Below are 20,895 nucleotides of genomic sequence, written 5' to 3'. Positions count from 1 at the left end.
AGCTTCCTGGGTAACTGGGGCTTCTCCATCATCGTTATCACCTTTATCGTTCGTGGCATCATGTACCCGCTGACCAAAGCGCAGTACACCTCCATGGCGAAGATGCGTATGCTGCAGCCTAAGATTCAGGCGATGCGTGAACGTCTGGGCGATGACAAACAGCGTCAAAGCCAGGAAATGATGGCCCTGTATAAAGCGGAAAAAGTTAACCCACTGGGTGGCTGCTTCCCGCTGATTATTCAGATGCCAATCTTCCTTGCGCTGTACTACATGCTGAGCGCCTCGGTTGAACTGCGTCATGCGCCGTTTATCCTGTGGATCCACGACCTGTCTGCACAAGACCCGTACTACATCCTGCCGATCATCATGGGCGCGACGATGTTCTTCATTCAGAAGATGTCTCCGACCACCGTGACCGACCCGATGCAGCAGAAGATCATGACCTTTATGCCGGTCATCTTCACGGTGTTCTTCCTGTGGTTCCCGTCTGGTCTGGTGGTGTACTACATCGTCAGCAACCTGGTAACCATCATTCAGCAGCAGCTGATTTACCGTGGTCTGGAAAAACGTGGCCTGCATAGCCGCGAGAAGAAAAAATCCTGATTCGGTTGAGCACGAGCTAAAATGGAAGGCGGTCGAATGACCGCCTTTTTTATTGCGACACAGTAGAGACAAACCATGAGCCAAAACGACACTATCGTCGCCCAGGCAACCCCACCGGGACGCGGTGGTGTGGGCATTCTGCGCATCTCCGGCCTGAAGGCGAGAGATGTCGCGCAGGCGGTGCTGGGCAAGCTGCCTAAGCCACGCTACGCCGATTATCTGCCGTTCAAAGACAGCGACGGCAGCGCGCTGGATCAGGGCATTGCGCTGTGGTTCCCGGGCCCGAACTCGTTCACCGGCGAAGATGTGCTGGAGCTTCAGGGCCACGGCGGCCCGGTTATCCTCGATCTGCTGCTGAAACGTATTCTGACGTTGCCGGGCGTACGTATTGCCAACCCCGGTGAGTTTTCCGAGCGCGCGTTTTTAAACGATAAGCTCGATCTGGCACAGGCAGAAGCCATTGCCGACCTCATCGACGCCAGCTCCGAGCAGGCGGCACGTTCGGCGCTGAACTCGCTGCAGGGTGCCTTCTCGGCGCGCGTTAACCACCTTGTGGAAGCACTTACTCACCTGCGCATCTACGTGGAAGCGGCCATCGACTTCCCGGACGAGGAAATCGACTTTCTCTCTGACGGTAAAATCGAAGCGCAGCTGAACAACGTCATTGGCGATCTCGATGCCGTTCGCGCCGAAGCGCGTCAGGGCAGCCTGCTGCGTGAAGGGATGAAGGTGGTGATTGCCGGTCGCCCGAACGCCGGGAAATCGAGCCTGCTGAACGCCCTGGCGGGCCGTGAAGCGGCTATCGTCACGGACATCGCGGGCACCACCCGCGACGTGCTGCGCGAGCATATTCACATCGACGGTATGCCGCTGCATATCATCGATACCGCCGGTCTGCGCGACGCCAACGATGAAGTTGAACGTATCGGCATCGAGCGAGCCTGGCAGGAAATTGAGCAGGCCGACCGCGTGCTGTTTATGGTTGACGGCACCACCACCGATGCGACCGATCCCGCCGATATCTGGCCGGACTTTATCGCCCGTCTGCCGGCAAACCTGCCGATCACCGTGGTGCGTAACAAAGCCGATATTACCGGCGAGACGCTGGGGCTGAGCGAAGTAAATGACCACTCACTTGTGCGCCTCTCCGCGCGCACCGGCGAAGGTGTCGAGGTGCTGCGTAACCATCTCAAACAGAGCATGGGCTTTGAAAACAATATAGAAGGTGGCTTCCTGGCGCGCCGTCGTCACCTTCAGGCGCTTTCCGATGCCGCCGAGCATCTCCAACAGGGTAAAGCCCAGCTGCTTGGTGCCTGGGCCGGGGAGCTGCTGGCAGAAGAGCTGCGCCTGGCACAGCAGAGCCTGAGTGAGATAACCGGTGAGTTTACCTCCGACGATCTACTCGGTAGGATTTTCTCCAGCTTCTGTATTGGTAAGTAAGCTATCAAACCAGAATTAACATATTGTTAATTCTGGTTTTCTTTTCTCTCGTGCCGCACTAATCCCTCACCTGCGGCTAAACTGGTTAACAGTCCTCTTTTCTTGTTAAACAGGCCACCGCCATGACAACTGAATACACACTGATTGAAACCACTACATCTGCTGAAGACTTCTGCCGCCTGCGCAAAATAGCTGGCTTGTCTGCTCGCCCGCTTGCGGCGGCCGAAATCGGCCTGCCACGTAGCTGCTACGGCGTTCATATCCTTTGGCAGGGCACACCAGTTGGCATGGGGAGGATCGTCGGCGACGGTGCGCTGAATTTTGAAATCGTCGATATCGCCGACGTTCCGGAGCTGTACGCCAAATTCGGCTTCGAATCCGTACGCCCGGAAAGCGAAGGCATGGCGAGGGTCTGGAAGTAAGTTTCCTTGCAGGAAATCACTGTTGTCCAAATGGCAACTCGTGTCATCTCATACACCCCAGTATGCTGAGCGCCACATTTCTCGTGAGGTCGCCATGACACGCTTTCTCGTCTGCTGTTTTGCCCTGGTTTTACTCTATCCCGCCGGTATTGATATGTACCTGGTGGGATTGCCCCGCATCGCCGCTGATTTACAGGCCAGCGAAGCACAGCTGCACATCGCGTTTTCGGTCTATCTGGCCGGGATGGCAACCGCCATGCTATTCGCCGGAAAAGTGGCAGACCAATCGGGTCGCAAGCCGGTGGCCATTGTCGGGGCGCTGATCTACATCGTCGCTTCTGCTATCTGTTCGCTGGCGGAGAGCGGCACGCCCTTCCTGGTCGGCCGATTTATTCAAGGCGTGGGGGCTGGCTGCTGTTACGTGGTGGCCTTCGCAATCCTGCGTGATACGCTCGACGATCGTCTCCGAGCCAAGGTACTATCGCTGCTTAATGGCATCACCTGTATCGTGCCGGTGCTCGCACCGGTGATGGGGCATCTGATTATGCTCAAATACCCGTGGCAGAGCCTGTTCTACACGATGATCGGTATGGGCATCGTGGTCTGCCTGCTGTCGGTATTTGTGCTGCGAGAATCACGCCCGGCGACGATTCCTGCCTCGGCAGGCTATACGTCGGGAGCAGAGTCGCTGGTTAACCGCTTTTTCCTCAGCCGCCTGGCAATCACCACGCTGAGCGTATCGGTGATCCTCACCTTTGTGAACACCTCACCGGTGCTGCTGATGGAAGTGATGGGCTTCGACCGTGGTGAATACGCCACGACCATGGCGATGACCGCAGGCGTCAGCATGGCGGTGTCATTCTCGACCCCATTTGCCCTGAGCCTGTTTAAACCGCGTACCCTGATGCTGGCGTCACAGGTACTGTTCCTGGCGGCAGGCATTGTACTGACGCTTGCAGGCACGCATACCGTGACGCTCTTTGGGCTCACCTTAATCTGCGCAGGCTTCTCGGTTGGCTTTGGCGTTGCCATGAGTCAGGCGCTGGGGCCGTTTACGCTACGGGCCGGCGTTGCCAGTTCAGCGCTGGGTATTGCTCAGGTTTGCGGGTCGTCGCTATGGATATGGCTGTCGGCTATCCTCGGTCTCGATGCGTTGAATATGCTGATCGGGATTCTGATTGGCTGTAGCATAGTGAGCATCATGCTGATTATCTCAGTTGCTCCTAACCGGTCTGCGCCAACACATGAAGAAGTCCCTCACCAGTCTCGATCTTAACTTACTGCTCTGCCTGCAACTTTTGATGCAGGAGCGTAGCGTCACCAAAACCGCCAAACGGATGAACGTCACGCCGTCGGCGGTCAGTAAGTCGCTGTCGAAGCTGCGCGCCTGGTTTGACGATCCCTTGTTTGTGAATACCCCGCTAGGGCTAACGCCAACGCCGCTGATGGTTAGCATGGAGCAAAGTCTGGCCGAGTGGATGCAGATGGGGAATCAACTGCTGGATAAGCCGCATCACGAAACGCCGCGCGGGCTGAAGTTCGATCTGGTTGCCGAGACACCGCTAGTCATGATCATGTTCAACGAACTCTCCAGCCAGATCTACCAACGCTATCCCCAAGCGACCATCAAAGTGCGTAATTGGGATTATGATTCGCTGGATGCGATTATTCGCGGCGAGGTCGACATTGGCTTCACCGGACGCGAAAGCCACCCTCGCTCACGCGAGCTGCTGAGCCTGCTGCCGCTGTCGATAGACTACGAGGTACTCTTTACCGACCTGCCCTGGGTTTGGCTGCGTGAAGACCATCCAGCGCTTCAGGAAGAGTGGAATCTGGAAACGTTCTTGCGCTACCCGCATATCAGCATCTGTTGGGAGCAGAGCGATACCTGGGCGCTGGACGACGTGTTACAGGAGGTGGGGCGCGAGCGCCATATCGCCTTAAGCCTACCTGGATTTGAACAGTCGCTATTTATGGCCGCCCAGCCAGACCACCAGATGATTGCGACTGCGCCACGTTATTGCCAGCACTACAACCAGCTGCATAATCTGCCATTAGTCGCTCGCCCTCTGCCGTTCGATGCCGTTCAACGGGAAAAACTGCAGGTGCCGTTTACCCTTCTCTGGCATAAACGAAATAGTCACAACCCGAAAATTATTTGGCTCCGTGATACCCTCAAAGCCTTATACCTCACTGTTTCCTGATTCATTATTCGTAAAAATAATTCGTTTCAGTTAAGGCGAAGTGTAAAAGTCTCGTAATACCCCTTTTCAATCGCATTTTTAGGCAGTAAAACCTGATCATAACTGACGTAAATGTTAATCTCGTCATATCCACAGTCCATTAATCACGGAGCGAAAAATGGCGACGCATTTTGCAAGAGGGATCCTTAAGGACGGACATCTACTATCGGTCAGGCTCTCATCCACCAGCCATAATATCGCACGCCAATTGCCGGCCCATCGACGGACCCGCTACCTGGCTTCCCGCGCGCTGCTGGCGGAATTGCTGTTTATGCTGTACGGCATCAGCGAACTGCCTGAAATCGAGACTCAGGAAGAAGGTAAACCGTACTTTAAGGACAGCCATCTGCCTGATTTTTCTATCGCTTATGCGGGCAACATCGTCGGCGTTGCTCTGACTACCGAAGGCCAGTGCGGCCTCGATATGGAACTGCTGCGCACGCTGCGCAATACGCCGCAGGCCACGATGATGGAAAGCTACCGCTTTACCAGTAATGAGAATCTGTGGATCAACAACCAGAACGATCCACATGAAGCGCGCGCGCAGCTCATCACGCTGCGTCAGAGCGTCCTCAAGCTGTCAGGTGACGTTCACCACGACTCCCCGCAAACACTCCAGCTCCTGCCAGGCTCAGGCCGTCTGCGCTCGGCATTAACCGACCAGCTCGAGGTTATCTGCGATGCGGAGGATGTACTGGTCTGGTCGCTGGCGGCTTCACCGTCTATCGACAAACTAAAGGTTTGGGAGTTTGATGGTAAGTACGGCTGGCGTAGCCTGCCTGATGCCCAGACCCGGGCCAATGAACCTTCGGCACGCCTGATGAGATTCACCAGCCTACCGGCGGAGAAAGCGCTTATACTCAACTGATTCGGCTGGATTTCAGCCGCCAAGATGGAAAGGAGTAGTCATGTCTGAAACGTTGAACGTTGTTACGTTACTGGGAAGCCTGCGCAAAGGCTCATTCAACGGTATGGTCGCTCGTACCCTGCCTAAAATTGCCCCGGCGGGTATGAACGTTTCCGCCCTGCCGTCCATCGGCGATATCCCACTGTATGACGCAGACCTCCAGCAGGAAGACGGTTTCCCGCAGAGCGTCGAAGCGCTAGCAGAACAAATTCGTCAGGCTGATGGCGTGGTCATCGTAACACCGGAGTACAACTATTCTGTGCCGGGTGGCCTGAAGAACGCCATCGACTGGCTTTCTCGCCTGCCGGATCAGCCACTTTCCGGCAAACCGGTACTGATTCAGACCAGCTCCATGGGCGCGATTGGCGGCGCACGCTGCCAGTACCATCTGCGTCAGATTCTGGTGTTCCTGGATGCGATGGTGATGAACAAGCCGGAGTTTATGGGTGGTGTGATTCAGAATAAAGTCGACCCGCAATTGGGTGAAGTGATTGAACAAGGGACGTTGGATCATTTGACCGGTCAGTTGACCGCATTTGGCGAGTATATTCAGCGCGTTAAAGCATAATCCTTGATACCCTCACCCCGACGGGGTGAGGGTCATTTCCATCAATGTGCGTCAATAAACACAATCTTCAGGATAAACAGCAGTGCGACAACAATCACGCACGGGCTGAGGTCGCGGAAGCGGCCGGTACCAATCTTCATCACCAGGTAAGAGATAAAGCCCAGCGCGATACCTTCAGTGATTGAGAAGCTGAACGGCATCATCACGGCGGTAATAAACGCAGGAACGGCTTCGGTCAGATCATCCCACTTCACGCGAGACAGGCTGGATGTCATCAGGACACCCACGTAAATCAGCGCACCCGCAGCCGCGTAGCCCGGCACCATACCCGCCAGCGGCGACAGGAAGATAACCAGCAGGAACAGCAGACCGACGACGACCGCCGTCAGACCGGTACGACCGCCTACGGACACACCGGAGGAGGATTCGATATACGCGGTAACGGAAGAGGTACCGATAAAAGAGCCCGCAACCGAGGAGACGCTATCCACGAACAGCGCCTGCTTCATGCGTGGGAACTTGCCTTTCGCATCGGCCAGGCCGGCTTTATCGGTCACGCCAATCAGCGTACCGGAGGAGTCAAACAGGTTTACCAGCATGAAGGAGAAGATAACTCCAGCCAGACCCAGGTTGAAGGAGCCTGCAAGGTCAACGTGGCCGACCACGGTGGTAATGCTCGGCGGCGCCGAAACGATGCCGCTATAGTGCACATCACCCAGCATCCAGCCCAGCAGCGTAGTCACCACGATAGAGACCAGCACCGCCGCGTGAATGTTGCGGGAGGCCAGAATCGCAATGATAAAGAAGCCCAGCACGCCCAGCAGTACGCTGTGAGAGGTCAGATTACCGATAGAAACCAGCGTGTCCTGGTTCGCGACGATAACGCCCGCGTTTTTCAGGCCCATCATGCCGATGAACAGCCCGATACCGCTGGTGATACCCACACGCAGGCTCACCGGGATATTGGCAATCATCCAGTAACGCACGCGGAAAATCGTCAACAGCAGCAGACCGATAGCGCCCCAGAAGATGGCACCCATACCTACCTGCCACGGCAAGCCCATCGCCTGCACCACCACGAACGCGAAGAATGCGTTCAGGCCCATTGCCGGTGCCAGTGCTACCGGCAGGTTGGCGAATACGCCCATCAGGATACTGCCCAGCGCCGCAATCAGGCAGGTGGTAACGAACACCGCGCTGGTGTCCATGCCAGCAACGCCAAGAATTTGCGGGTTAACGAAAACGATGTAGACCATCGTCAGGAAGGTCGTGAAACCGGCGATCACTTCGGTACGTGCCGTCGTGCCGTGCTCGCGCAGCTTAAACACGCGCTCCAGTATCCCCTGACCGGAAGCCGGGGTGGTGTGTTGTTGACTCATTATTAATTTCCGCAGACATGGAAGGAAAATTCGTCGCTATCCTATACCAAAATGCGACAATAGGCGCGGTTGTGAGATACTTTTTTTCATTGATTTTGCTTATACGGCAACGATTGCGTCTCCCAATTCGGCATTACGTAAACGTTAAACTTGTTAAAAAGGAAATGACATGTCCGGAGTTGAAGCGGTTTTTTTTGACTGTGACGGTACGCTGGTCGACAGCGAAGTGATCTGTTCACGGGCCTACGTCCATATGTTTAAAACATTTGGCATCACGCTCGATCTGGAAGAGATTTTTAAACGTTTCAAGGGCGTAAAGCTCTACGAGATTATCGACATCATCAACGATGAGCACGGTACTCAGTTAGAAAAAGCTGAGCTAGAACCGGTTTACCGCGCCGAGGTCGCACGCCTGTTCGACACCGAGCTGGAAGTGATCGCCGGGGCGAATGCGCTGCTCGACGCAGTTAGCGTGCCGATGTGCGTCGTATCGAACGGCCCGGTCAGCAAAATGCAGCATTCGCTGGGCAAGCTGGGGATGTTGCATCATTTCCCGGAGAAGCTGTTCAGCGGCTACGACATCCAGCGCTGGAAGCCTGACCCGGCGCTGATGCACCATGCGGCAAAAGCGATGAACGTGGATGTGGAGAAGTGTATTCTGGTGGATGACTCTACCGCTGGCGCACAGTCGGGGATTGATGCGGGTATGGAGGTGTTCTATTTCTGCGCCGACCCGCACAACAAACCGATTAACCATCCAAAGGTGACGACGTTTACCGATCTCGCGGAACTGCCTGCGCTGTGGAAAGCGCGCGGGTGGGATATTACGCAATAACGCCTGATGGCGCGAAGCTTATCGGGCCGACAACCTTAGCCCGCCTGAGCGCAGCAACGATAGAGAACAAAAAACCTGCCGAGGCAGGTTTTTTTAACGCGTTTTAAGCGATCACTCTTTCGGGTCTTTTCCCGCCAGCAGCTTATCCAGCTCATCACCGCCCACGTGACGGAAGTCTTGCCCCTTCACGAAGTAGAAGATGTATTCGCAGATATTCTGGCAGCGGTCGCCGATACGCTCGATAGAGCGTGCACAGAACAGCGCAGTCAGCACGCTTGGAATAGTGCGCGAGTCTTCCATCATGTAGGTCATCAGCTGACGCACGATGCCTTCATATTCCTGGTCAACTTTCTTATCTTCACGATAAATACGCACCGCTTCGTCGAGATCCATACGCGCGAACGCATCCAGCACGTCATGCAGCATCTGCACGGTGTGGCGGCCCAATGACTCCAGACTGACCAGCAACGGCTGGTGCTGTTGGGAGAATTTCTCCAGCGCAGTACGGCAGATTTTATCCGCGACGTCACCAATACGTTCCAGCTCGGCGATGGTTTTGATAATCGCCATCACCAGACGCAGGTCGCTCGCCGTTGGCTGGCGCTTGGCGATGATGCGCACGCAGGCTTCATCAATCGCCACTTCCATCATGTTGACGTGCTTATCGCCGTCGATGACGCGCTTCGCCAGTTCGCTATCCTGGTTGTGCATGGCGGTAATCGCATCAGAAAGCTGCTGCTCTACCATGCCGCCCATGGTCATCACCTGGGTGCGGATGCTTTCCAGTTCTGCGTTGAACTGGCCGGAAATATGTTTATTAAGGTTTAAATTATCCACAGTTCTCTCCCGATCAACCGTAGCGGCCAGTAATGTAATCTTCAGTTTGTTTCTTCGCAGGCTTGGTGAACAGATCGTCCGTGTTACTGAACTCAATCAACTCGCCCAGGTACATAAATGCCGTGTGATCGGAGCAACGTGCAGCCTGCTGCATGTTGTGGGTCACGATAACTACGGTGTAGTCCTCTTTCAGCTCGGTGATAAGCTCCTCGATACGCCCGGTAGAGATCGGGTCAAGGGCTGAACACGGCTCATCCAGCAGTAGAACTTCCGGGCGAATCGCGATACCGCGCGCGATGCACAGACGCTGCTGCTGACCACCGGAGAGAGAGTACCCGCTCTGGTGCAGTTTATCCTTGGTTTCGTTCCATAATGCGGCCTTGGTCAAAGCCCACTGCACGCGTTCGTCCATGTCGGTACGCGACAGCTTTTCAAACAGGCGCACGCCGAAGGCGATGTTGTCGTAGATAGACATCGGGAACGGCGTTGGCTTCTGGAACACCATACCCACTTTGGCACGCAGCAGGGCGATATCCTGGGTATTAGTGAGAATATTGTCGCCATCCAGCAGAATTTCACCTTCCGCGCGCTGCTCTGGGTACAGTTCAAACATTTTGTTGAAGGTACGCAGCAGCGTTGACTTCCCGCAGCCTGACGGGCCGATAAACGCTGTCACCTGGTTTTTGGCAATATCCAGGTTGATGTTCTTCAGGGCATGGAATTTGCCGTAGTAGAAGTTCAGGTCACGTACTGAAATTTTACCCGGAGTTGTGTTCACCATACTCATCTCAATCTCTTCCTCATCCAGCGCCGCCGTCGTTGGCCGCGCCGTAAAAAATTAACCGTGTTTCTTCTTCGCGAAAATAACGCGCGCCAGAATGTTCAGCAGCAGTACGCACAGAGTGATAATCAACACCCCGGCCCAGGCCAGTTGCTGCCACTCAGCAAACGGGCTCATCGCAAATTTAAAGATGGTCACCGGCAGGTTGGCGATGGGCTGCATCATGTCGGTGCTCCAGAACTGGTTGGAGAGCGCGGTAAACAGCAGCGGAGCCGTTTCACCAGCAATACGCGCAATAGCCAGCAGGATACCGGTCATAATCCCGGAGATAGACGCTTTCAGCGTAATCGCGGAGATCATTCGCCATTTCGGCGTGCCCAGCGCGTAGGCTGCTTCACGCAGGCTATCCGGCACCAGTTTGAGCATATTCTCGGTAGTACGAATAACGATAGGCACCTGCAGCAGCGCCAGCGCAATCACGCCCGCCCAGCCGGAGAAGTGCTGCATCTGCGCCACCACGATGGTGTAAACGAACAGACCGACCACGATGGATGGCGCGGAAAGCAAAATATCGTTAATAAAACGGATAACTTCAGCAAGCCAGGACTTGCGGCCATACTCCGCCAGATAGATGCCCGCCATAATACCCAGTGGGGTACCAATAACGGTCGACCACAGGATCAGCAGGCCGCTGCCCGCCAGGGCGTTAGCCAGACCACCGCCCGCGGTGTTTGGCGGCGGGGTCATTTCGGTAAACAGCGCCAGCGACATACCGTCGATGCCGCGAGTCACGGTGGACATCAGGATCCACACCAGCCAGAACAGGCCGAAGATCATGGTGGCCATTGAGAGCGTCAGCGCAATGCGGTTTTTCATGCGTCGACGCGCCTGCATCTTGCGGCGAGACTCAGCCAGCGCGGCGGTGCTTTGCATTTCCAGCGTCGTCATTAGCGTGCCCCCTCATTCTTCGCCAGGCGCATAATCATGAACTTCGATGCCGCCAGCACGATAAAGGTAATCGCAAACAGGATAAGCCCCAGTTCCATCAACGCGGAGACATGCAGACCAGATTCCGCTTCAGCGAATTCATTCGCCAACGCGGAGGTAATACTGTTGCCCGGCATATACAGCGAAACGCTGTCGAGCTGGTAGGTGTTACCGATGATAAAGGTCACCGCCATGGTTTCACCCAGCGCACGGCCCAGGCCGAGCATGACGCCGCCTATCACCCCGTTTTTGGTAAACGGCAGCACTATACGCCAGATAACTTCCCAGGTGGTGCAGCCGATGCCGTAGGCCGACTCTTTCATCATCACCGGGGTTTGTTCGAACACATCACGCATAACGGCGGAGATATACGGGATTATCATGATGGCGAGGATAACCCCTGCCGCCAGGATACCGATACCAAACGCCGGGCCGGAGAACAACGCACCGACAAACGGGATGTTAGAAAGGATATTGCCGACTGGCTCCTGGAAGTAGGTCGCGAACAGCGGAGCAAAGATAAACAGGCCCCACATACCGTAAACAATGCTGGGAATGGCCGCCAGCAGTTCAATCGCGATACCTAACGGGCGTTTCAGCCAGTTGGGTGCCAGTTCAGTCAGGAAGAGTGCGATACCGAAGCTCACCGGAACGGCGATCAGCAGCGCGATAAAGGAGGTCACGAGCGTACCGTAAATCGGTACCAGCGCACCGAAGACATCGTTAGGCGCATCCCACTCTTTGGTCCATAGGAAGGCGAAGCCGAACTTCTCCATACTTGGCCATGAAGAGATGATAAGAGAGACGATAATCCCGCCCAACATCAATAGCACAATCAGCGCAGCCAGTCTTACCAGCGCGCTGAATATCATGTCACCCTTTTTACCCGGTGGGTTAAAAGCAGGCTTAGTTGCAGCCATAAATCACTCTTTCCAGTTTAAAATCCGCCACGACGTTTACTAGTTGCCCGGCGTTTCCGCCGGGCTACCGTAATCAGTACAGCGCTTTACCGCTGCTGTCTTTTACGTTGGTTTTCCATGCAGCACGAACCTGCTCAACCACGCTCTGAGGCAGAGTGGCGTAATCAAGCTCGTTCGCTTGTTTGCCGCCGTTTTTATACGCCCAGTCAAAGAACTTCAGCACTTCAGCACCCTGCTCAGGTTTCTGTTGCTGTTTATGAACCAGGATGAAGGTGGTAGAGGTAATCGGCCACGCGTTGTCACCTTTCTGGTTAGTCAGGTCCTGCGCGAAGGATTTGCTCCAGTCAACGCCTTTAGCGGCGTTAGCAAAGTTGTCTTCAGTCGGGCTAACCGGCTTGCCATCGGCAGAAACCAGTTTGGTGTAAGCCAGGTTGTTCTGCTTAGCGTAAGCATATTCAACATAGCCGATGGAACCTGGCAGACGCTGTACGAATGCCGCGATACCGTCGTTACCTTTACCACCCAGACCAGTCGGCCAGTTTACAGTAGAGCCTGCGCCGATTTTGGATTTCCACTCTTCGTTCACTTTGGACAGGTAGCTGGTGAACACGAAGGAGGTACCGGAACCATCAGCACGACGCACAACGGCGATGTTCTGAGAAGGCAGCTTAACGCCTGGGTTCAGTTTGGTGATGGCTTCGTCATCCCACTTCTTGATTTTACCCAGGTAGATGTCACCCAGGGTTTTACCGTCAAGCACCAGCTCGCCGGATTTCAGGCCAGGGATGTTAACAGCCAGAACGACACCGCCGATAACGGTCGGGAACTGGAACAGGCCTTCCTGAGCCAGTTTCTCGTCAGACAGCGGAGCATCGGATGCGCCGAAATCAACGGTGTTAGCGGTAATTTGTTTTACGCCACCGGAGGAGCCGATACCCTGGTAGTTTACTTTGCTACCGGTCTCTTTCTGATAGGTATCTGCCCATTTGGCATACACTGGCGCCGGGAAGGTTGCACCAGCACCCGTCAGGCTTGCTGCAGCTCCAGCTGCGAAAGCGCTCATCGATAAGGTCGCGGCGACAACAGTTGCGACAGTGGTACGCATAACTTTCATAATGTCTCCTGCAAGAATCCGTAAATGATTGTTTAGTGGCTACGAGGAGCAAAATAGGACAATCAGGTGACAGTTATATGTAAGGTTTATTACAGTTTAATGACAACGAAAACCATGCGAAAAATAATATTATTAAATAATTATAAATCAGTTGGTTACAAAAATAATTTACAATGAAATTACGGCAAAATTTTCTTTTTATGACAGCCCAAAAGTCATGGTTTATGACAGCTTCTAGCGATAAAAAAATCCGGCTGTGCCTAAAGCAGAGCCGGATCGTTTTAACTAAACGAACTTATTCGACGGTAACCGACTTCGCCAGGTTACGCGGCTGATCCACATCGGTGCCTTTAATCAGCGCCACGTGGTAAGCCAGCAGCTGTAGCGGCACGGTGTAGAAAATAGGTGCAATCACCTCTTCCACATGCGGCATCTCGATGATGTGCATATTGTCGCTGTTGCTGAACGCCGCATCTTTGTCGGCAAACACGTACAGCTCACCGCCGCGCGCGCGCACCTCTTCAATGTTGGATTTCAGTTTTTCCAGCAGTTCGTTATTTGGCGCAACCACGATAACCGGCATGTCCGCGTCGATAAGCGCCAGCGGGCCGTGTTTCAGCTCGCCTGCGGCATACGCTTCCGCGTGAATGTAGGAGATCTCTTTGAGCTTCAGCGCACCTTCTAGCGCGATCGGATACTGATCGCCACGTCCCAGGAACAGCGCGTGATGCTTGTCGGAGAAATCTTCTGCAAGCAGCTCAATGCGTTTGTCCTGCGACAGCATCTGCTCAATGCGGCTTGGCAGCGCCTGCAGCGCATGAACAATCTCATGCTCGACGGAGGCATCCGCCCCTTTCAGGCGCGCCATCTTCGCCACCAGCATCAACAGTACCGTCAGCTGAGTGGTAAACGCTTTGGTGGACGCCACGCCAATTTCCGCCCCGGCATTGGTCATAATCGCCAGATCGGACTCACGCACCAGCGATGAGCCAGCAACGTTACAAATCGCCAATGAGCCCAAATAACCCAGCTCTTTGGTGAGGCGCAGGCCTGCCAGCGTGTCGGCTGTTTCGCCAGACTGCGACAGGGTGATGACCAGGCTGTTCGGGCGAACGGCCGATTTGCGATAGCGGAATTCCGAGGCGATTTCGACGTCGCACGGCATGCCGGCCAGTGATTCAAACCAGTAGCGTGCGACCATCCCGGAGTTATAGGACGTGCCGCAGGCGATAATCTGGATATGCTCAACGCGAGAAAGCAGCGCGTCGGCCTGTGGGCCCAGCTCGCTGAGATCCACTTCGCCGTGGCTAATACGCCCGGTTAAGGTGTTTTTGATGGCGTTAGGCTGTTCGTAGATCTCTTTCTGCATGTAGTGGCGATAGATACCTTTATCGCCCGCATCGTATTGCAGGTTAGATTCGATTTCCTGACGCTTCACGCTGGCACCGGATTTGTCGAAGACCGCGACCGAACGGCGCGTCACTTCAGCGATATCGCCCTCTTCCAGGAAGATAAAGCGACGGGTGACCGGCAGCAGCGCCAGTTGATCAGAAGCGATAAAGTTCTCGCCCATGCCGAGGCCGATAACCAGCGGGCTACCAGAGCGCGCAGCCAGCAGCGTGCTTGGGTCGCGGGAGTCCATGATTACCGTGCCGTAGGCACCGCGAAGTTGCGGGATAGCGCGTAGTACCGCTTCACGCAGCGTACCGCCCTGTTCCATCTCCCAGTGCACCAGGTGAGCGATCACCTCGGTATCGGTCGCTGAAACAAAAACATAGCCACGCGCTTGCAGCATTTCGCGCAGCGGTTCGTGGTTTTCGATGATGCCGTTATGCACCACCGCAATGTGGTCAGAAACATGCGGATGCGCGTTGCCTTCCGACGGTTCGCCGTGGGTTGCCCAACGGGTATGAGCAATACCGGTGCCGCCCACCAGCGGATGTTCTTCCGCGGCTTGTGACAGCATCTGGACTTTCCCCAGACGACGCAGACGGGTCATATGACCTTCGGCGTCCACCACGGCCAGACCCGCAGAGTCATAACCACGGTATTCCAGGCGACGGAGACCTTCGAGAAGGATTTCAGCTACATCACGTTGCGCGACTGCGCCAACAATTCCACACATAGTTTTCTATTCCGATTTTGGCATTATGCCATGCGTTGTCGGTCAACCTGTTGCCCGTATTCCGGGCGCCCCGAGCCTTGTAGAGAGTGGGGTTATTTTTATAGGTACTGCTTTTGGGCGGGAGATTATGTTATCTCCTCACCCCTGTCTGCCTGATGGCGGCTACGCCTTATCAGGCCTACAAAAAACTACTTTTTCTTCACCGGGCGCTGCCAGCCTTGCTTGTGTACCTGCGGTACGCGGCTCAGCACCAGTTCGTTATCAGCAACGTCGCGGGTCACGGTAGTGCCAGCCGCGATGGTCACGCCTTTACCAATGGTGACCGGCGCCACCAGCTGGCTGTCGGAACCGACAAAGACGTCGTCGCCAATAATCGTTTTAAACTTATTGGCGCCATCATAGTTGCAGGTAATGGTACCCGCACCGATGTTCACGTTGTCGCCAATTTCCGCGTCGCCAAGGTAGGTCAGGTGACCAGCTTTCGAGCCTTTACCCAGACGCGCTTTTTTCATTTCGACGAAGTTACCCACGTGCGCACCTTCCAGCAGCTCAGCGCCTGGACGCAGACGGGCAAACGGGCCGATGGTGCAAGCGGCTTCCAGATGAGCATCTTCCACCACGCTGTACGCGCTGATTTCACAGTCGTCGCCGATGGTAGCGTTTTTAATCACGCAGCCTGCACCAATTTTGACGCGATGGCCCAGCACCACGTTGCCTTCAAGGATAACGTTAGTATCAATTTCGACATCACGCCCGTGAGACAGAGTGCCACGCAGGTCAAAGCGCGCCGGGTCACGCAGCATCACGCCAGCCAGCAGCAGTTTTTCTGCCTGCTCGGACTGATAAATACGCTCAAGACGGGAAAGCTGCAGGCGGTTATTGACGCCGTCAGTTTCGCTGATACGTGCCGGGTGAACCGCGGCAATTTCACGGCCTTCGTGGTATGCCATGGCGATAATATCGGTGATATAAAACTCGCCCTGTGCATTGTTGTTGTTCAGTTTCGCCAGCCAGCGCTTCAGGTCCGCGCCGTTAGCAATCAGGATACCGGTGTTGATCTCCTGAATCTGAAGCTGTGCGTCGGTGGCATCTTTGTGTTCGACGATGCCGGTCACTTTGCCGTTTTCACGAGTAATGCGGCCATAGCCGCTCGGATCGTCCAGCACCACCGTCAGCAGGCCAATTCCGCCCTGCGGCTTGGCTTTGCGCAGGCGTTGCAGCGTCTCAACGGAGATCAGCGGCACGTCGCCGTAGAGCATCAGAATATCTTCGTCATCCGCGAAGAACGGCGCAGCCTGCTGCATCGCATGACCGGTACCCAGTTGTTCAGCCTGTAGCACCCAGTTCAGGTTATCGTCGGATAAGGTTTGCTTAAGTAAATCACCGCCGTGACCGTACACCAGGTGAACCCGGTTCGCGCCAACATGATTCGCGGCATCAATAACATGCTGCACCATCGGCTTGCCTGCCAGGGTGTGCAGCACTTTTGGGAGATCGGAATACATACGCGTGCCTTTGCCTGCGGCAAGGATCACAACGCTCATGGTACGGTTAGACATAGGTATCCTGTCTGTAGATTAAGTATGAAGTAAACCGGGTTAACGTTGAAAATTCTACATATTTTTCGCCATGAAATGGCTTGATGATAAAACGTTCAACATCCCCTTTCGAACTGATTTTCTTCCCTTATTTTCGTCCATATCAAACGCGTTTGTCTTGTAAGAATTCGGCTCAATCGCCAGATAGCGCGCTATCTCTCTGCTTATATTGTTTTTTTGATACCTGAATAAAGAACCCCGTAATTTAAAACACCGTTTTATTTACTCATTATTGTGACGAACAAAAAAGAAACAGCGTTTTGATTTGTTGATAATTACGGCGCTCAACCATTCAGGAAGATGATATGAAAAAGAAAATACCTCTGGCTCTGACGCTTTGTAGCGCAGCACTCTCTCTTTCGGCACACGCCCAGGCGCCCCAGCAATGGAAGGCGATCGCTTTTGGACAATCCACTGATCTCAACTTCTCCTCTAACGTGTTGCCGGAGAAAGTGGGAGTTAACAACGTGACGATTGACGGTAAAACGCTGACATCAGAGCAGATTGTCTCACTTAGCAAACCTATCACCATTGAAAGCCGTGGCGGTAAGATTGCCAACTCACATGACGGTCTGACCTTTTTCTACACCGCGCTGCCGAGCGATGAGAATTTTGTTCTCTCCGCCACGGTAACCGTCGATCAGTTTGGCCCGGAGAATGGGGCAAAACCTGCGGCCCAGGAAGGTGCTGGACTACTTGTACGCGACATTATTGGCATTCCCCGCCAGGAGCCGTTGAAAGAGGGTTATGAAGAGTTTCCTGCGGCATCGAATATGGTGATGAACGCCATTATGACCCAGGATAAAAAAGACGATTATCGCGTGAAGCTACAGGCTATCTCGCGCAACGGCATCACCCAACCGTGGGGTAATGCGGGCTCTGAGATTAAAAAGGTAAGCTACAAAGAAGGCGTTGACCTGCGAGAGTCTCCGGCCTTCCGCCTTAAGCTCGAACGAACCAACGAGGGCTTTATTACCGCCTGGGCGCCGGTTGGCAGCGAAGAGTGGATAACTCAACAGGTACCGAATGCCGATCTGATTTCGGTTCAGGATAAAAAGCAGTACTACGTAGGTTTCTTTGCCTCCCGTAACGCGAAAATCACCGTGAGTGATGCCTCGCTGACCACGTCGGCAGCCCAGACCGTCGCTTCGAAGCCGTTTATAGCAAAATCCTGGCCGGTGGTGATGCAGCTCGCATCCGGCAGTCAGAGCGCCGGGCTAAACTATACCTTACAGGCGCGAGCTAACTACGATGGTCTGTTCTCAGTGCGCCAGAACGAAGTGGTGATCGGGGAGAATAAACCGGTGAAAGCCGGCGAGATGTTTACCCTGCCAACCACGCTTAAAGACAATAACAGCTTCCAGATTACATTTACCCCCACCAGCGGCAGCGATCGTTCGCCGGTTGAGCAGGAGCTTACCGTCAGCCAGCACAAAGCAGCGGCAAACAGCACGCTGTACGCCGCTGCAAATGGTAAAGCCGATGCCAAAGGCACGGCAGAAGCGCCTCTGGATTTAACCACCGCCATCGCGCTTGTGCCACCGGGCGGTAAAGTGGTGCTGGCAGCAGGCGACTATGCAAAAACGGATATCCCACTCTCCGCAAGCGGACTTGAGAATGGACGTAAAACGCTGGAAGCCAACGGTAAAGCGGTTATCCACGGTATGTTGCTGGACGGTCACTACTGGACGATTCGTGGTATCGATATCACCGACAAGAGCCTGCGTATTCAGGGAAGCCATAACCTTATCGAAAACGTCACGGCCTATCACAACGACGATACCGGGATTCAGATCTCTTCCGCCGATAAGATCGGTCGCCCGCTCTGGGCAAGCCATAACCGCGTGGTGAACTCAGAGTCTTACAGTAATGAAGATCCGGGTAAGATCAACGCCGACGGTTTTGCGGTGAAGATGCGCGTGGGCGAAGGTAACCGCCTGGAAGGGTGCTATTCCTACGACAACATCGACGACGGTTTCGATCTGTTCAACAAGATTGAAGATGGCGCCAACGGCGTGGTGGTGATTGAGAACTCGATTGCCCGCAATAACACCAGCAACGGCTTTAAGCTCGGTGGCGAAGGCCAGCCGGTGGCCCACGAAATCCGCAATAGCATTGCTATTGGCAACCATCTCGATGGTTTCACCGATAACTTCAACCCGGGCAAGCTGGTGGTGGTGAATAACGTTGCCGTAGATAACCAGCGCTTCAACTTTATCTTCCGCCCAAGCCCGTACGGGGATGCCGCAACTCAGGGCGTGTTCAGCGACAATATTTCTCTGCGCAGCCAGCCGGGGAAATATGACGATGCGGTAGTGGGGAACGTTGATGCCACCAACTACTTCATCGAGAAGGGAAAAAGCGTGAATACGGAAGGGAAGGAACTGCGCGCGGAAGATTTCCAGTCGCTGTCATTACCGCAGCCGCTGAAGCGCAATGCGGACGGGAGTTTCGATACCGGGAATTTCCTGACTAAGGATTGAGAAACCACTTTCCCGGCGGCGCTTCGCTTGGCCGGGCTACATGATTGGGTAGCCCGGACGAGGTGCGCTAGCACCGACTCCAGGAAACTCTCCGGCCTACAAAATACAAAGGTCGCCGTGAGGCGACCTTCTTCATTTTTGGTTCTGTTTACACCGCATGTGTTGTGGTTTTCGTTAGCGGTACAGCGCTTAACAGAACGGCATCTGACCTACAGGTGAGGCGGCCAGTGCGGTCATCAACCTTACTGGTTGAAAGTACCGAAAGAGATGTTCATAGCGCTGAAAAGGGCGATGATTTTGTTGATCAGTTTCATGATTTTAATCCTGCGATAGTAGTGGTGTTTTCTGTGACTCATGTCACAAAAAGAAGTCTACTCCTCCCATTTTTATCGATCAACATTTTTGTGACTCAAATCACAAAATATTTAAAATACCTTTTCAGTTTCATTTAAATTAAAACAAGACATAAAAAAAGCCAGCCTGGAAACCAGGCTGGCTTTTGGACTTTCAAGCCGGTGTTACATCGCTTTTTTGGTCAACTCGATAACGCGCAGTTTAGCGATAGCTTTGGCCAGTTCCGCAGACGCCTGAGCGTAATCCACGTCACCATGAGAGCTCTTAATGTGCTCTTCAGCCTTACGCTTCGCTTCAATCGCGCGCGCTTCGTCGAGGTCCTGACCGCGAATTGCGGTATCAGCCAGAACGGTCACGCTGCCAGACTGCACTTCAAGAATGCCGCCGGACAGATAGATAAACTCTTCGTGACCGTGCTGTTTAACGATGCGAATCATACCAGGCTTAATGGCGGTGAGCAGCGGGGCGTGGCCCGGGTAAATACCCAGCTCACCTTCGCTACCCGTTACCTGGATTTTCTCGACCAGACCAGAGAACATTTGTTGCTCTGCGCTGGCGACGTCCAGGTGGTAAGTCATTGCCATATCACCCTCCGATTAAGGCGTTAAAGTTTTTTGGCTTTTTCCACTGCTTCGTCAATGGAACCGACCATGTAGAACGCCTGCTCCGGCAGGTGATCGTATTCGCCGTCCATGATGCCTTTAAAGCCACGGATGGTGTCTTTCAGCGAAACGTATTTGCCCGGAGAACCGGTGAATACTTCTGCTACGAAGAACGGCTGGGACAGGAAGCGCTGAATTTTACGTGCGCGTGCTACCACCAGTTTGTCTTCTTCAGACAGTTCATCCATACCCAGGATGGCGATGATGTCTTTCAGTTCCTGATAACGCTGCAGGATGGACTGAACGCCACGAGCGGTATCGTAGTGTTCCTGACCAACAACCAGCGGATCCAGCTGACGGCTGGTGGAGTCCAGCGGGTCAACCGCAGGGTAGATACCCAGGGAAGCGATCTGACGGCTCAGTACTACGGTTGCATCTAAGTGAGCAAAGGTAGTGGCTGGGGATGGGTCAGTTAAGTCATCCGCCGGTACGTATACCGCCTGTACGGAGGTGATAGAACCGGTTTTGGTGGAGGTGATACGTTCCTGCAGAACGCCCATCTCTTCCGCCAGGGTCGGCTGATAACCTACCGCTGAAGGCATACGACCCAGCAGTGCGGATACTTCAGTACCGGCCAGGGTGTAACGATAGATGTTATCGACGAACAGCAGTACGTCACGACCTTCGTCACGGAATT

General features: G+C 54.3%; 18 protein-coding genes and 1 pseudogene. 9 read left to right on the top strand and 10 right to left on the bottom strand.

Features of this window, described 5'->3' with window-relative positions; genetic code table 11:
- The 7 genes from yidC to RDN66_RS18035 form a co-directional block, all read left to right on the top strand.
- Positions 1–603: membrane protein insertase YidC (gene yidC, locus RDN66_RS18065; protein WP_308538088.1), on the top strand; the 603-nt coding region annotated here is incomplete at its 5' end.
- Positions 604–678: 75 nt separating this feature from the next.
- Positions 679–2,043, top strand: coding sequence for a tRNA uridine-5-carboxymethylaminomethyl(34) synthesis GTPase MnmE (gene mnmE / locus RDN66_RS18060; protein WP_202216897.1), 1,365 nt, complete (start codon positions 679–681; stop codon positions 2,041–2,043).
- Between the two features lie 122 nt (positions 2,044–2,165).
- Positions 2,166–2,465: a GNAT family N-acetyltransferase gene (locus RDN66_RS18055; protein WP_202216896.1), complete on the top strand. Its 300-nt coding sequence runs from the start codon at positions 2,166–2,168 to the stop codon at positions 2,463–2,465.
- A gap of 94 nt (positions 2,466–2,559) precedes the next feature.
- Positions 2,560–3,741, top strand: a complete 1,182-nt coding sequence (locus RDN66_RS18050) for an MFS transporter (protein ID WP_202216895.1) — start codon at positions 2,560–2,562, stop codon at positions 3,739–3,741.
- On the top strand, positions 3,710–4,669 hold the full coding sequence (gene yidZ, locus RDN66_RS18045; RefSeq protein ID WP_202216894.1) for an HTH-type transcriptional regulator YidZ: 960 nt from the start codon (positions 3,710–3,712) through the stop codon (positions 4,667–4,669). Before RDN66_RS18050 ends, yidZ begins: the two co-directional genes overlap by 32 nt.
- Positions 4,670–4,826: 157 nt before the next feature.
- Entirely contained in the window at positions 4,827–5,576 is a 750-nt protein-coding gene (locus RDN66_RS18040; protein WP_035893592.1) for a 4'-phosphopantetheinyl transferase superfamily protein, read from the top strand.
- Between the two features lie 40 nt (positions 5,577–5,616).
- A complete protein-coding gene (locus RDN66_RS18035) occupies positions 5,617–6,183 on the top strand; it encodes an NADPH-dependent FMN reductase (RefSeq protein WP_035893594.1) in 567 nt (188 codons plus the stop codon).
- Between the two features lie 41 nt (positions 6,184–6,224).
- Here the strand turns inward: RDN66_RS18035 and adeP are convergent, their stop codons facing one another.
- A complete protein-coding gene (gene adeP, locus RDN66_RS18030; RefSeq protein WP_035893596.1) occupies positions 6,225–7,562 on the bottom strand; it encodes an adenine permease AdeP in 1,338 nt (445 codons plus the stop codon).
- A 169-nt stretch (positions 7,563–7,731) separates the two neighbouring features.
- Here adeP and yieH point away from each other — a divergent pair, with 169 nt between their 5' ends.
- Complete coding sequence (gene yieH / locus RDN66_RS18025; protein WP_035893598.1) at positions 7,732–8,397, top strand: 6-phosphogluconate phosphatase; 666 nt, start codon at positions 7,732–7,734, stop codon at positions 8,395–8,397.
- A gap of 111 nt (positions 8,398–8,508) precedes the next feature.
- On the opposite strand, the gene phoU is transcribed toward yieH, so the two are convergent.
- The 7 genes from phoU to glmU all read right to left on the bottom strand — a co-directional run bounded on the left by phoU (position 8,509) and on the right by glmU (position 16,720).
- Positions 8,509–9,234 (bottom strand): phosphate signaling complex protein PhoU, encoded by a 726-nt coding sequence (phoU, locus tag RDN66_RS18020; protein ID WP_012907987.1) that lies wholly within the window; start codon positions 9,232–9,234, stop codon positions 8,509–8,511.
- Between the two features lie 13 nt (positions 9,235–9,247).
- Positions 9,248–10,021 (bottom strand): phosphate ABC transporter ATP-binding protein PstB, encoded by a 774-nt coding sequence (gene pstB, locus RDN66_RS18015; RefSeq protein WP_035893601.1) that lies wholly within the window; start codon positions 10,019–10,021, stop codon positions 9,248–9,250.
- Between the two features lie 51 nt (positions 10,022–10,072).
- A complete protein-coding gene (gene pstA, locus RDN66_RS18010; RefSeq protein ID WP_035893603.1) occupies positions 10,073–10,963 on the bottom strand; it encodes a phosphate ABC transporter permease PstA in 891 nt (296 codons plus the stop codon).
- Positions 10,963–11,922, bottom strand: a complete 960-nt coding sequence (pstC, locus tag RDN66_RS18005) for a phosphate ABC transporter permease PstC (protein ID WP_035893604.1) — start codon at positions 11,920–11,922, stop codon at positions 10,963–10,965. The genes pstA and pstC overlap by 1 nt, the downstream gene beginning before the upstream one ends.
- Positions 11,923–11,995: 73 nt before the next feature.
- Positions 11,996–13,036 carry a phosphate ABC transporter substrate-binding protein PstS gene (gene pstS / locus RDN66_RS18000; RefSeq protein WP_035893606.1) on the bottom strand — a complete coding sequence of 347 codons (1,041 nt, stop codon included), beginning with the start codon at positions 13,034–13,036 and terminating at the stop codon, positions 11,996–11,998.
- A 295-nt stretch (positions 13,037–13,331) separates the two neighbouring features.
- Positions 13,332–15,161 carry a glutamine--fructose-6-phosphate transaminase (isomerizing) gene (glmS, locus tag RDN66_RS17995; protein ID WP_035893607.1) on the bottom strand — a complete coding sequence of 610 codons (1,830 nt, stop codon included), beginning with the start codon at positions 15,159–15,161 and terminating at the stop codon, positions 13,332–13,334.
- Between the two features lie 188 nt (positions 15,162–15,349).
- A complete protein-coding gene (gene glmU, locus RDN66_RS17990) occupies positions 15,350–16,720 on the bottom strand; it encodes a bifunctional UDP-N-acetylglucosamine diphosphorylase/glucosamine-1-phosphate N-acetyltransferase GlmU (RefSeq protein ID WP_202216893.1) in 1,371 nt (456 codons plus the stop codon).
- Positions 16,721–17,064: 344 nt separating this feature from the next.
- On the opposite strand from glmU, the gene RDN66_RS17985 reads away from it, so the two are divergent.
- The gene (locus RDN66_RS17985) at positions 17,065–19,242 is read left to right on the top strand and encodes a right-handed parallel beta-helix repeat-containing protein (RefSeq protein WP_308538087.1); all 2,178 of its coding nucleotides are present in this window, start codon (positions 17,065–17,067) and stop codon (positions 19,240–19,242) included.
- A 518-nt stretch (positions 19,243–19,760) separates the two neighbouring features.
- On the opposite strand, the gene RDN66_RS17980 is transcribed toward RDN66_RS17985, so the two are convergent.
- Positions 19,761–20,180 carry a F0F1 ATP synthase subunit epsilon gene (locus tag RDN66_RS17980; protein ID WP_202216891.1) on the bottom strand — a complete coding sequence of 140 codons (420 nt, stop codon included), beginning with the start codon at positions 20,178–20,180 and terminating at the stop codon, positions 19,761–19,763.
- Between the two features lie 20 nt (positions 20,181–20,200).
- Positions 20,201–20,895: pseudogene (locus tag RDN66_RS17975) on the bottom strand (F0F1 ATP synthase subunit beta); the annotation flags it as partial.

The organism is uncultured Kluyvera sp. (assembly GCF_902485085.1).
Taxonomy (GTDB): Bacteria; Pseudomonadota; Gammaproteobacteria; order Enterobacterales; family Enterobacteriaceae; genus Kluyvera; species Kluyvera ascorbata.
Note: the sequence above shows the minus strand (reverse complement) of the source record. Positions and strands in the feature narration are given on the sequence as shown.

Bases quoted from the DNA above. Each gene is read 5' to 3' on its own strand.
- adeP (WP_035893596.1), bottom strand. From the start codon at position 7,562: ATGAGTCAACAACACACCACCCCGGCTTCCGGTCAGGGGATACTGGAG.
- RDN66_RS18035 (WP_035893594.1), top strand. From the start codon at position 5,617: ATGTCTGAAACGTTGAACGTTGTTACGTTACTGGGAAGCCTGCGCAAA.
- pstC (WP_035893604.1), bottom strand. From the start codon at position 11,922: ATGGCTGCAACTAAGCCTGCTTTTAACCCACCGGGTAAAAAGGGTGAC.
- RDN66_RS17980 (WP_202216891.1), bottom strand. From the start codon at position 20,180: ATGGCAATGACTTACCACCTGGACGTCGCCAGCGCAGAGCAACAAATG.
- glmS (WP_035893607.1), bottom strand. From the start codon at position 15,161: ATGTGTGGAATTGTTGGCGCAGTCGCGCAACGTGATGTAGCTGAAATC.
- mnmE (WP_202216897.1), top strand. From the start codon at position 679: ATGAGCCAAAACGACACTATCGTCGCCCAGGCAACCCCACCGGGACGC.
- pstS (WP_035893606.1), bottom strand. From the start codon at position 13,036: ATGAAAGTTATGCGTACCACTGTCGCAACTGTTGTCGCCGCGACCTTA.
- RDN66_RS18050 (WP_202216895.1), top strand. From the start codon at position 2,560: ATGACACGCTTTCTCGTCTGCTGTTTTGCCCTGGTTTTACTCTATCCC.
- RDN66_RS18055 (WP_202216896.1), top strand. From the start codon at position 2,166: ATGACAACTGAATACACACTGATTGAAACCACTACATCTGCTGAAGAC.
- RDN66_RS17985 (WP_308538087.1), top strand. From the start codon at position 17,065: ATGAAAAAGAAAATACCTCTGGCTCTGACGCTTTGTAGCGCAGCACTC.
- pstA (WP_035893603.1), bottom strand. From the start codon at position 10,963: ATGACGACGCTGGAAATGCAAAGCACCGCCGCGCTGGCTGAGTCTCGC.
- pstB (WP_035893601.1), bottom strand. From the start codon at position 10,021: ATGAGTATGGTGAACACAACTCCGGGTAAAATTTCAGTACGTGACCTG.
- yieH (WP_035893598.1), top strand. From the start codon at position 7,732: ATGTCCGGAGTTGAAGCGGTTTTTTTTGACTGTGACGGTACGCTGGTC.
- RDN66_RS18040 (WP_035893592.1), top strand. From the start codon at position 4,827: ATGGCGACGCATTTTGCAAGAGGGATCCTTAAGGACGGACATCTACTA.
- yidZ (WP_202216894.1), top strand. From the start codon at position 3,710: ATGAAGAAGTCCCTCACCAGTCTCGATCTTAACTTACTGCTCTGCCTG.
- glmU (WP_202216893.1), bottom strand. From the start codon at position 16,720: ATGTCTAACCGTACCATGAGCGTTGTGATCCTTGCCGCAGGCAAAGGC.